At 58.8% G+C, this 12,181-nt stretch carries 10 protein-coding genes; 3 read left to right on the forward strand and 7 right to left on the reverse strand.

Translation table 11 applies throughout. The features are described 5' to 3' along the window. Positions 1–19 precede the first annotated feature (19 nt). The 6 genes from LCQ44_RS01730 to LCQ44_RS01755 form a co-directional block, all read right to left on the reverse strand. Positions 20–901, reverse strand: a complete 882-nt coding sequence (locus LCQ44_RS01730; RefSeq protein WP_225093905.1) for an aldose 1-epimerase family protein — start codon at positions 899–901, stop codon at positions 20–22. 119 nt (positions 902–1,020) lie between these two features. Next, the gene (gene lacB / locus LCQ44_RS01735) at positions 1,021–1,545 is read right to left on the reverse strand and encodes a galactose-6-phosphate isomerase subunit LacB (protein WP_006234831.1); all 525 of its coding nucleotides are present in this window, start codon (positions 1,543–1,545) and stop codon (positions 1,021–1,023) included. Positions 1,546–1,608: 63 nt separating this feature from the next. Next, the gene (gene lacA, locus LCQ44_RS01740) at positions 1,609–2,037 is read right to left on the reverse strand and encodes a galactose-6-phosphate isomerase subunit LacA (RefSeq protein WP_006234830.1); all 429 of its coding nucleotides are present in this window, start codon (positions 2,035–2,037) and stop codon (positions 1,609–1,611) included. Between the two features lie 307 nt (positions 2,038–2,344). Continuing rightward, the gene (locus LCQ44_RS01745) at positions 2,345–3,334 is read right to left on the reverse strand and encodes a hypothetical protein (protein WP_225093906.1); all 990 of its coding nucleotides are present in this window, start codon (positions 3,332–3,334) and stop codon (positions 2,345–2,347) included. 299 nt (positions 3,335–3,633) lie between these two features. After that, complete coding sequence (locus LCQ44_RS01750) at positions 3,634–3,972, reverse strand: PTS lactose/cellobiose transporter subunit IIA (RefSeq protein ID WP_055252615.1); 339 nt, start codon at positions 3,970–3,972, stop codon at positions 3,634–3,636. A 214-nt stretch (positions 3,973–4,186) separates the two neighbouring features. Then, entirely contained in the window at positions 4,187–5,191 is a 1,005-nt protein-coding gene (locus LCQ44_RS01755) for a LacI family DNA-binding transcriptional regulator (RefSeq protein WP_225093907.1), read from the reverse strand. Between the two features lie 357 nt (positions 5,192–5,548). On the opposite strand from LCQ44_RS01755, the gene LCQ44_RS01760 reads away from it, so the two are divergent. Together LCQ44_RS01760 and lacG are read left to right on the forward strand one after the other, a co-directional pair. Then, positions 5,549–7,312, forward strand: coding sequence for a lactose/cellobiose PTS transporter subunit IIB (locus tag LCQ44_RS01760; RefSeq protein ID WP_225093908.1), 1,764 nt, complete (start codon positions 5,549–5,551; stop codon positions 7,310–7,312). Between the two features lie 66 nt (positions 7,313–7,378). Continuing rightward, entirely contained in the window at positions 7,379–8,818 is a 1,440-nt protein-coding gene (lacG, locus tag LCQ44_RS01765; RefSeq protein ID WP_055310567.1) for a 6-phospho-beta-galactosidase, read from the forward strand. 266 nt (positions 8,819–9,084) lie between these two features. Here the strand turns inward: lacG and LCQ44_RS01770 are convergent, their stop codons facing one another. Beyond that, positions 9,085–10,086, reverse strand: coding sequence for a LacI family DNA-binding transcriptional regulator (locus LCQ44_RS01770; protein ID WP_147344011.1), 1,002 nt, complete (start codon positions 10,084–10,086; stop codon positions 9,085–9,087). Between the two features lie 284 nt (positions 10,087–10,370). On the opposite strand from LCQ44_RS01770, the gene LCQ44_RS01775 reads away from it, so the two are divergent. Beyond that, on the forward strand, positions 10,371–12,149 hold the full coding sequence (locus tag LCQ44_RS01775; protein ID WP_225093909.1) for a PTS lactose transporter subunit IIBC: 1,779 nt from the start codon (positions 10,371–10,373) through the stop codon (positions 12,147–12,149). Positions 12,150–12,181 lie beyond the last annotated feature (32 nt).

A 12,181-nucleotide genomic window follows, 5' to 3' on the forward strand; every position in this document is an offset into this window, starting at 1 on the left:
CCAAACATACGATAACTCGTTAAAGAATCTCGATCTCAAAGCCGCGAGTGACGGTCTCTCCCGGCTTGGCCACCAGGCAGCCACGCTTGTGCTCCAGAATATCGTCCTCGTCGGAGCAGGTGGACAGACCACCCCACGGTTCAACAGCCACAAAGTCGCCCTCGGGCTTGCTCCACACAATCAGGTACGGCATATCGGGGAACGTCAGGCGCACGCCCTTGTCCTCGGTCTTCTTGGTCAGCGTAACCACGCGGCTCTCGAGCACGTCAAAGATGGTCTCCGCGAAGTCGAAGAGTTCGTGGGTCAGCGGCAGGTCATGGCCAGCCATCGGGTTCTTGCTGCGATGCTCAACATCAATCAGGCCCGTCGAGGGAACGGCAGTACAGAGCTCGGCGGCCTCGCGCTGCTCAAAACGGAGCTCGTAGTCGTCATAGGACTCGCCCTCGTCGAGCGGGCACTTAAAGCCAGGGTGACCGCCCACAAAGAACGGCATGTCCTCGGTGCCCTCATTGGTCACCTCGTACGACACGGCCACCTTTGCCGCATCGATCGTGTAACGAGCAACAATCTTAAACGGATACGGGTACTGCTCGAGCAACTCGGCATGGTCGGCAGAGCTTAGGCTCAGCGCAACCATGTTGTCGCCCTGCTCCTCGAGCTTCCACTCCTGTTTGCGCGCAAAGCCGTGACGGGCGAGCTTAACCTCGCGGCCGCCCATGGTCATTGCGTGACCGTCACGAAGGCCGCCGCAGATCGGGAAACAAATGGGTGCCTGGCCCGACCAGACCGCCGGATCACCCTGCCACAGGTACTCACGGCCGTTGGCCGCAATAGAAGTGAACGACCCTCCCGCCGTGCTCAGTGCTACGCGGATAGAACCGTTATCAAGAACAAACTCCATAGGAGCCTTCCCTTTCTTACGACAGCCCGCCAAGTCAATAGGGCTGATAGAAAACCGGCCCGCGCCCCCTCACAGAAACGCGAGCCGTCAACGGACTAGTTAATTACGCCGGATACCCGCTAATCATGGTACTCGCCGCGGTCCCACTTCTCGAGGAACTCGTCAAAGAAGTGCGGGTCAGCCTGAGCCTCGGCGTCGGCCTTGTTGCAGGCATCGATCTTGGCGATCAGGGCATCGTGCTCGGGGGTCTTCTCGTAGGGCTCCTCCAGGAAGGCAAGCATGATGTCGGCCATCAGGAACTCGCCGGTAATCTTGCCGCCAAAGCCCACGATGTTGGCGTTGAGCTCGCGACGAGCGTACAGGGCAGAGGTCATGTCGCGGACCAGGGCGCAGCGGGCGCCGGGAACCTTGTTGACGGCGTTGGTGATGCCGATGCCGGTGCCGCACAGGGCCACGCCAAAGTCGGCCTTGCCGCTGGCAACAGCCTCGCCCACAGCCTTACCGTAGATGGGATAGTGCGTACGGGTGTGGCTGTAGGTGCCGCAGTCGAGCACCTTGTAGCCAGCCTGCTCCAGGCGGTCGGCCAGATAGATCTTCTCGTCCGTAACGATATGGTCGCAACCGATTGCGATGGTCTTCTTCATCAGAACGTCCTTTCGTCTGAATTCACAAGTTGAGGTAGAAGTTCGAGTTCTCGGTGGCTCTCGTTAGGCCATCTTGTTGAGCATGTCGACACGGATCTGGTGACGGCCGCCGGCGTACTGTGCACGCAGGAACTCGCGGGCGATCTTCTTGGCGACCTCGGTGCCCACAACGCCCGGGCCCATGGTGACCATGCGCGAGCCGTTGTGCTCGCGGGTCATGTAGGCGGAACGCTCGTCGGAAATGTTGGCGACGACCATGCCCTTAATCTTGACGGCGGCCATATAGGAGCCGACGCCGTACTTATCGAATGCGAAGCCCTGGGAATCCTTGTGCTCCAGCAGGTCCTTGGCAACGGCGGTCGCGGAATCGACAAAGTCCGCGGCAGGGGTCTCTGAATAGTCGACGACCTCGTGACCGTCGGCGATGAGCATCTCCTTGATGGACTCCTTCATCGACATACCGTCGGCATCGGAAGCGATTACAACCCTCATGACATCCTCCTTGAGAGATACGCAGGTGCGTAGTTTCTGTTTGGAAGTGTTGAATCGCGTTCAGGTCCGGGCATCTGAATGTGCGGTTCTTCACTGTTCATGTTTATTTGAACACATTCGAACAGTAACTGCAACAACTATTTGTTTATCTTTGTTCTTTTTTGAACAAATACCGTTCACAGATGATTGCTGACCGTTTGGACTGGGCACGGACGTAGCGACCATGTGTTCAACAAACAAAAGGGCGGCCAAGAACGTGTCTCGGCCGCCCTTCGGCGGTATTCCCCGGTATATACAGCTGTTTTAGCTACTCGGACTGCCCACCCTTTTTGGCGTGCTTGGACGGAGCACTCAGAAAGCGGCCCGTCAAATAGTTCGCCGGGCCGGAAATATCGATCCCCAGCAGCACGTGTCCCAGCCACAGGAACGCCACGAGCACCAGCAGCGGGATAACGCACGAGGTCACGATCATCACGATGACGCCTTCAATCAGATCGGTCACCTGCCGCACAATCTCATCGGTCATCTGCTTGGCGCCGCCGGTCACCGACGTAACAAGGCTCGATGCCCCATCAGTCAACTGCTCGAGCACGTTTTTGGACTCCGTGGCCTCGGATTTTTTCTTGTTCGATTTTGAGCTGGTCTCGGCTGACTTGTCCGTGGTGTCGGCCGCGTCCGCAGCGTCCGCAGCCTTTTGCTCAGCTTGCTCAATACTTACGCGATACGTTTCATCGACCTTCTGCGACACCCATACGCTCGCGGGCACGAGCGCCATGCCGATCACGGCAACCACCAGCACGCGCGTCGCCACACGGCGCAGGACAGCGCTCGTGCTCCAGCGCCCGTGAATACCGAGCGACACCGCAAAGAGCACCAACGCAAACGGGATTAAGATGCCCAGGCCAACCGACCAGAAAATGGTTAGCAGGTATTTCTCGAGGTAGAGCACGGCAAGCACGATACCCAAGTTTCCTGAAAGCTGCGCGAGCTGTTCGGCAACCGGCGTTCCCGTATCACCCGGCAGCGCGGTAATGCCCGCAGACAGCGCCACGCACGAGGTCGTGAGCGCCAGTACATTACCCTTCTTTTGATCGATGACCTCGATGGTGGAGTCCCAAGTTTTGGTATCGGCGAAATGCGGACGAGCTACAAAGCCCGACAGCAGCGCCAGGACCACGAGCGCAACGATAAAGCCAATCTGCAGCTTTTTGTTTGCGCACACGACATCGGACAGGCTGGGCTGCAGCTCGGTTACCGTCGTGTGCTCGGTTATCTGGACAGGACGCCCATGAGCCATCTCGTGTGCGCCTCTTTTTTGTATTGACCCGTTATCCGGCATTTGGATACCTCCTCAGTCCGGCGTTTAATGCGAAAGGAAGTATACCCACCGAGCAAAAATCGAACGGGAGGACAACGGTGCGCACCAAGACTGTCCCCAATGACTACCTCCGGATGAGTTGCGGTGGAATAGGGATTGTTTTGCGCCCGTCAGCCCCTATTCAGTCCCTATTTCACCGCAACTTGGAGGAGGACAGAAAAAGCCCTGCTGCGGATAGCGGCAGGGCTTATGGAAGGGGACTTGGTTGTGAGGGCTCGTTAGGCGAGCTTGGCCTCGAGCTCGGCGATGCGCTTGTAGGCATCGATGGTAAAGCGGGCCTGCTTCTCCAGGATCATAGTGGTCATGAGGGTGTCCTGAGCGTGAGCCATGATGAAGGTCATCTCCATCTCGCCACCGCCGGCCTCCTGCGAAAGCAGCTTGGTCTGCGTGTCGTGGGCACCGATGAGCGCATCGCTGGCATCCTTGTGCAGCTGCTCGGCCTTCTCAAAGTCACCCTCGCGAGCAGCATCGAGCGCTGCAAGCAGATCGGTCTGGGCGTCACCTGCGTATGCGACAATCTCGAATCCAACCATCGAGATTTCTTCTTTGGTTGCCATATTGCGTTCCTTTCACATATGAACCAATGGAGAGCATCGCGTCCGGGCATACGCGCTGCGTTCTGTATGGCAGAAACATTAACATTCAAACAAAAAAGAACAGCGCAAAACGTAATTTCAAGCTATGAACGGTCACTTTTCGCCCGTGAACGGTTTTTAAACCAATCTGAACAATATCGAACACAATTAGCGGAAACCCAAACAGGCCCGTGCCCTAGCGCCAATCGCGCACCGTATCGCCCTCGACGAGTACGCCCGGAAACAGCATGTGCTCCACACCGGGTTCAACGCCCTCGGCACCGGCGATCTTATCGACCGCCCACATGCCGACGCGCTTGTTGTCAAAGCGCACCGTAGTCAGGCGACAATCGGGCACGATGTCGCCCAGACTGTCATCAACACCCACCACGCTCACGTCCTGGGGCACGCGCTTCCCGCGCGACTCGAGCCCACGGATGCAGCCATATGCCATGGCATCGTTGGAGGCATAAATGGCCGTACAGGTCGGATCGTCCGCCAGAGCCTGACCGGCAGCATACCCGCTCTGTGCCGTCCAATCGCCGCGCACGAGCTGCGGGGGCTCAATGCCATGCGCACGCAATGTCTCGCGCCAGCCTTCCTCGCGCCGCATGCCCGAAAGCGAGCGCTCGGGACACGAGATAAAGTGCACGGTTTTGTGCCCCCGCCCCAGCAAGTACTCGACCACCTGGCGCGAACAATCGAACTGGTCGTTATCGACCGTTGAACAGAGCGGGTGCTCCAACATCGTAACGAGCACCGTCTGCATGCCGGGCAGCGGCTCGAAGGTTCCAAAGTCCGCCGGCATGCGGTTCATAATCACAACCATGCCATCCACCGGCAGTGCGCTCATGCGCGACGATGCGCTCTCGAGGGTATACGGATGCCCGTCTACTTTAGTGAGGGTGATGGCATAGCCATGTTTGTCGGCCGCGGCGGCAAAGCCCTCCATACGGTCGAGGTTGCCGGTACCGGTAATGTTGAACATGGCGACGCCGACGGTCTTAAACCTGCCACGGCGCAGCGATCGACCGGCAAAATTGGGGCGATACCCCAGCTCGCGCATGGCGGCACGCACGCGTTCCTTGGTCTCGGGGCGCACGCTGGGCGAATCGTGCACGGTGCGCGAGACCGTCTGCTCCGAGACGCCCGCGAGGCGCGCTACGTCTTTGACGGATACCGATTTTTTAACAGCGGCCATAGATTGATCTTTCTATGTCAACGATGCCATTGGTGGCACCCTGCGCATTCAAATGAAACGCCTTCAAGTATATCCAACGCCTCCCCCACCATACGCTCACCACCCAAAACCTACCGTTCACCGACATTTTTGCTTCCCCGAACGGCTTTTGGTGCCCAAATGTTAACGTTGCCATTGTGCAAACACAGAGCCACCGGGCGGCTCAAACGTTTACGCGTAAGGAATCGACGGTTCGCAGGCACAGGAACCACCGGTTCGCGTCTTTTTTTGTGTCACAAAATGGCAACGTCAACATTTTGGCAACCGAACGCCAAAAGCTACCATCGTTGCTAACCCACCGACTCTTAGGAGCATTGCATGGAGCAACTCATCGCCATCATCGAAAAGGGCCAGCCCTTTTTCAACGCGATCGCCCGCAACAAGTACCTCAAGGCGATCCGCGACGGCTTTATCTCCGTCATCCCCATCATCATCTTCTCGTCCATCTTCTGCCTGGTAGCCTCGGTCCCCAACATCTGGGGTTTCTACTGGCCCGATGACATCAACAACGCCCTGTGGAAGTGCTACAACTACTCCATGGGCATCCTGGCCATCGCCTGCGCCGCCACCACGGCCAAGCACTTCGCCGACGCGCAGAACCGCGACCTGCCCAAGAACAACCAGATCAACTTTATCTCGTGCATGTGCGCGGCCATCATCGGCTTCTTGCTCCTTTCGAGCGACACGATCGCCACGGACGCTGCCAGCGGCTTCAACACCACCTACCTTGGTTCCAAGGGCCTGCTGACCGCCTTCATCGCTGCGTTTGTGACCGGCATCATCTACAAGTTCTTCATTAAGCGCAACATCACCGTCAAGATGCCCGAGCAGGTTCCGCCCAACATCTCGCAGACCTTTAAGGACATCATCCCCTTCTCCGTCTGCATCACCGTCTTTTGGGTCTTTGACATCGTCTTCCGCGCTGCTTTTGGCTTCTGCTTTGCCCAGGGCGTCATCCAGGTGTTCCAGCCCCTGTTCACCGCTGCCGACGGCTACATCGGCCTCGCTGTGATCTACGGCGCCATGAGCCTGTTCTGGTTCGTGGGCGTCCACGGCCCCTCAATCGTCGAGCCCGCCATCGCCGCCGCCCTCGTTGCCAACATGACCGACAACCTGGCTGCGTTCCAGGCCGGTCAGCACGCTTCCGCTGTTCTGACCCAGGGTGCCCAGTACTTCGTCGTCTGCATGGGCGGCACCGGCGCCACGCTCGTCCTGGTCTTTATGTTCTGCTTCCTGGCCAAGTCTCAGGAGATGCGCGCTGTCGGTAAGGCCGCCATCGTCCCGGTCTGCTTCGCTGTCAACGAACCGCTGCTGTTCGCCGCACCCATCGTGCTCAACCCCGTCTTCTTTGTCCCGTTTGTCTTTGCCCCGATCGCCAATATCTGGATCCTCAAGATCTTTATCGACTTCTTGGGCATGAACGGCTTTATGTACACCCTGCCCTGGACCGTCCCCGGCCCCATCGGCACCATCATGGGCCTGGGCTTCCAGCCGCTCGCCTTTGTGATGCTCGCCCTTATCCTGGTCGTCGACTTCGTTCTGTACTATCCGTTCTTCCGTGCCTATGACGCCCAGAAGTGCGCCGAGGAGGCCGAGATCTCCCAGGAGGAGCTCGCCGCCAAGAACGCCGAGAAGGCTGCCAAGCTCAACGATGCCTTCCAGGGCAAGGCTGACGCCAAGAGCGTTGCCGCCGGCGCTGCTGCCGAGGCCGTGAAGGCCGACGTCGCCCCCGCCGCCACCGAGGCCACGGCCACCAGCGACCTCAACGGCAAGCGCGTGCTCGTGCTCTGCCAGGGCGGCGGAACCTCGGGCCTGCTCGCCAACGCGCTGGCCAAGGCCGCCAAGGAGCGCGGCATTAACCTCGAGACCGCTGCCGAGGCCTATGGCAACCACGTGGACATGCTCCCCGACTTTGACCTGGTCGTCCTGGCCCCGCAGGCCGCAAGCTACCTGGCCGACCTGCAGAAGGACTGTGAGCGCGTGGGCAACAAGTGCGTCGCCTGCCGTGGCAAGCAGTACATCGAGCTCTCCCAGAACGGCGACAAGTCTCTCGCCTTCGTGAGTGAGCAACTTTCGAAGTAAGTAACGCCCAGGGCCAGCCGACCATCCAAGACCGGCTGGCCCTTCGATTTAGACGATTGGATCATCATGTCCGTTAATCCTGCTAGCGTCACCAACCCGCCCGCGCAGTTTCCCGAGGACTTTGTCTTTGGCGGCGCCACCGCTGCCTACCAGGTAGAGGGCGAGACCCGCACTCACGGTAAGGGCAAGGTTGCCTGGGACGACTTTCTGGAGGCCCAGGGACGCTTCTCCCCCGACCCCGCTTCGGACTTCTACAACCAGTACCCCGTCGACCTGGAGCTGTGCGAGGAGTTCGGCATCAACGGCATTCGCCTCTCCATCGCCTGGAGCCGCATCTTCCCCAACGGCACCGGCGAAATCAACCCCGAGGGCGTCCAGTTCTACCACGATCTCTTCGCCGAGTGCCACAAGCACCACGTTGAGCCGTTCGTCACGCTGCATCACTTTGACACGCCGCTTCCCCTCTTTGAGAAGGGCGACTTCCTCAACCGCGAGACCATCGACGCCTTTGTGGACTTTGCCACCTTCTGCTTTAAGGAGTACGCCGACCAGGTGACCTACTGGTTCACCTTTAACGAGATCTGGGCCGACGCCTCCAACACCTACATCGAGGGCACCTTCCCCGGTGGCGTCAAGGCGCATCTGGCCGAGGCCTTCCAGTGCGAGCACAACATGATGCTCGCCCACGCCAAGGCCGTGCTGGCCTTCCACAACGGCGGCTTTAAGGGCAAAATCGGCGTCATCCAGTCGCTGGAGTTTAAGTACCCGCTCAACGAGAACGACCCCGCCGACATCAAAGCCGCCAACAACGAGCACGTGCTGCAAAACCAGTTTTTGCTCGACGCGACGTTCCGCGGCGAGTATGCCCCCGACACCCTCGAGTGCGCCAACCGCCTGGCTGCCGTCTCGGGCGGCACCATCGAGATCTTGGACGAGGACCTCGAGATTATGCGCGAGGCAGCGCTCTACAACGACTACCTGGGCGTTAACAACTATCAGTGCCGTTTTTTGAAGGCTTACGATGGCGAGAACGACCTGCACCACAACGGTACGGGCGAGAAGGGCACCGGTCGCTGGCGCGTCAAGGGCATTGGCGAGCATGTGAACAAGCCCGGCATCCCCACCACCGACTGGGACTGGATCATCTATCCCGAGGGTCTGTTCGATCTGCTCGTCTACATTAAGCAGCGCTACCCCAACTACAAGCAGATCTTCATCACCGAGAACGGCATGGGCTACAAGGACCCCTACAAGAACGGTTTTGTGGACGACCAGCCGCGCATCGACTACATCGAGCAGCACCTGCGTTGGCTGCTCAAGGCCATGGAGGTGGGCGTCAACGTGGGCGGCTACTTCCTGTGGAGCCTGCAGGATCAGTTCTCCTGGACCAATGGCTACAACAAGCGTTACGGCTTCTTTTACGTTGACTTTGAAACCCAGAAGCGCACGCCCAAGGCAAGCGCCTACTGGTACAAGCACGTGGCGCAGACCCGTCGTCTGGACTAGTGGCTGGCGGGGTTGCCCGCTCACACAACCTGTCCCCATTTCTCAGCCGGGGGCGGCACGTCACACGACGCGCCGCCCCCGGCCTTTTTTGGGCAGACCGTACCGCACGTTTGTCTCAATCTGTAACATCTAGCTGAGTTTTTCGCTCCAAGCTGTTACAGATCGAGACAAACAGAACGCCCGAGCAGAGATATCTCAATCTGTAACATCTAGCTGAGATTTTCGGCCCTACCTGTTACAGGTTGAGATGAACGAGCCGAGCACGCCTACGCCCGCAAATCCCGCACGCTCGCACGCTCGACCAACACGCCCGAGACAAGCGTACGACTTCTGGAGCTCGGGGCTTCCAAACCCGCAACGACCTCGTTAAGCGCACGGATGCCCAGCTCGCGGTGGCGAAACTTCACCGACGTCAGAATCGAGTTGGGAATCGTCTTGTAGAGCTCATCGTCGAAGCCGATCACGGACACGTCGTCGGGCACACTGAGCCCTTTGTCACGTAGAGCCATCATCACACCGTTTGCCATGCAGTCGTTAGCAGCGAGGATCGCCGTGCAATCGGGTTTATCGGCAAGCACAAGGCCCGCGGCATAGCCACTATCCGCATTCCAATCGCCTTGCAGAGGCTCGGACGGCTCAATGCCACGTGCCTCGAGTGCCGCACGCCAACCTTTCATACGGCACTGGCTCGACAGCGACTCTTTCTTACCCGAAACGAAGTACACGTTCTTGTGACCGTGGTCCAAAAAGTACTCGCACGCCATACGCGCGCCGCCCTCTTGGTCGTCACTGACGGTAGAGCAGGTAGGATGTTCCATCGGTGTGATAATCACCGTCTTGAGGTCTTTCGGCGCCTCAAAGGTATCAAAGTCATCGACCATCTGGCGCAGATTGAAGATCATGCCATCAACAGGCAGCTGCGACATCCTGCGCGCTGCGTCGGCAAGGGTCATCTTCTCCCCTGCCCGCTTTTTGATCATCGTGAGCGCAAAGCCGCGTTCTTCGGCGGCATCGGCGATACCGTCAATCATGTCCACGGCGCCGCCCGACAAGTGAAACATCACCACGCCGATGCACCCGTAACGGCCCAACTTGAGCGAACGCGCGGCAAAGTTGGTTCGAAACCCGAGCGCCTCCATTGCGGAATGGACTTTATCGCGTGTCGACTCTCGCACGCTATCGGGCTCGTTGATCACACGCGACACCGTCTTGAGAGAAACACCTGCGGCAATCGCCACATCGTTCATCGAGACGTTTTTCTTGTCCATCGTTGCCACTGCTTCTCCAGTCGGTTTTGCATCGCTTGTTTTTTGTGTTCTAGCATACACTACCTGCCCGACTGACAAATCAGCCGTTTATCGGACAATATCGACCGTTCACCCGTAAATCCTTGTTGCTCTTCCAAAAATGTCTTACGTTGTCATTAACGAAATGACAACGTTGTCATTTGGCAATGCCTTCCTTAAGCAGGAAGGTTTCCGGGCAGTCCTGACCATCCATCGACGACCAGTTCCATCCACATGCGTCGCGCATTAAGTAGCAAAGGAGCTCTATGGACGCCATCGTAAAGATGCTCGAAAAGCATCAACCGTTCTTTGAGAAGATCTCGAGGAACGTCTACCTCCAGGCCATTAAGGACGGATTCCTTGGGTGCATGCCCATCGTCCTCACCTCTTCGATCTTCCTGCTGATCGCCACCCTTCCCGGCGTAGTCGGCATCACGCTGCCCCAGCCGCTTATCGACTGGTGCAACAAGCTGTACAACTTCACCATGGGCGTTATGGGCATCATGGTTGCTGGCACCACTGCCAAGAACTTCACGGCTTCCATGAACCGTCGCATGCCCGCCGGCAAGGTGCTCAACGACGGCTCCACCATGGTGGCCGCCCAGTGCAGCATGCTGCTGCTCGCTGTTACGCAGTTCACCACCAAGTTCAACGGCTCCGAGCTTTCGGTCTTCGATTGCACCAGCATGGGTACGCGCGGTCTGTTCTCGGCCTATATCGCCGCGTTCATTACCGTGTGGGTCTATAAGTTCTGCGTCTCGCGCGATCTGACCATTAAGCTGCCCAAGGAGGTTCCGGGCGCCATCGCACAGAACTTCCGCGACATCATCCCCTTCGGTGGCGCTGTCATCATTTGCGGCATCATCGATGTGGTTGTGCGCAACCTCATGGGCGTTCCGTTCTCCGAGCTGCTTATCAAACTGCTCTCCCCGCTCTTCACTGCGGCAGAGACCTACCCCGGACTCATCCTTATTCAGGCAGCCACCGCGTTCTTCTGGTTCATCGGTGTCCACGGCCCTTCGATCGTCCAGCCGGGCATCGACCCCATCCGTCTTGCCAACCAGGCCGAGAACCTGCAGGTTCTGCTGGCCGGTGGCCACCCCGCCCACTCCCTCACCTTTAACATGTCGCTCGTGGGTGAGTTCGGCGGCACCGGCGCCACGTTCATCGTGCCGCTTCTGCTGATTCTCTTTATGAAGTCCAAGCAGCTCAAAGCCGTCGGTAAGGCCTCGATTGTTCCTGTTGCCTTCGCCGTCAACGAACCGCTGCTCTTTGGCGCGCCGATGATCCTTAACCCCTACATGCTCATCCCCTTTGTTGCCGCCGGCTGCGTCAACGTGAGTGTTGCCAAGTTCTTTATCGATAACGTGGGCATGAACGGCTTCTCCTTCGTGGTGCCTTGGGCCACACCCGCCCCCATCGGCATTTTCATCACCACGAACTTCCAGCTTATTGCCCTGGTATTTGTCGCGATCATCATCTTGCTGGACGCCATCATCTACCTGCCGTTCTTGAAGGCATACGATAAGCTGCTCTGCGACCAGGAGGCCGAGCGCGCCGCCGAGCTGGGTCTCGAGTCCGATGGTGCTGCCACCATCGCCGCCAGTACCTCTGCGCCCGCTGTCGAGCAGACTACCGCTTCCGTCGAGCCGACCGCCGCTTCCGTCGACAGCGAGCCTGTCGCCGATCAGCCCGAGCCCGCCGCCGACGCATCCGCCAAGAAGGATGTCGATGGCCTGAAGGTCCTCGTCCTGTGCGCCGGCGCCGGCACCTCTGCCATGCTTGCCAACGCCATCAAGGAAGGTGCCGCACAGACCGGAGAGAACATCGCTTCCTCCGCAGGCGCCTATGGTCAGCACACTGCCATCATGGATCAGTACGACGTCATCGTGCTCGCCCCGCAGGTTCGTAGCTACTACAACGACATGAAGGCCGACACCGATCGTCTGGGCATTAAGCTGCTCGCCCCGCGCGGCAAGGAATATATCGACCTTACCCGCGACCCCGCCGGCGCCATCAAGTGGCTCCGCGAGAACCTCGACTAGTTCCTCCCTCTGTTGGTGCCCGGATCCCCAAT

It is taken from the genome of Collinsella aerofaciens (genome assembly GCF_020181355.1).
GTDB lineage: Bacteria > Actinomycetota > Coriobacteriia > Coriobacteriales > Coriobacteriaceae > Collinsella.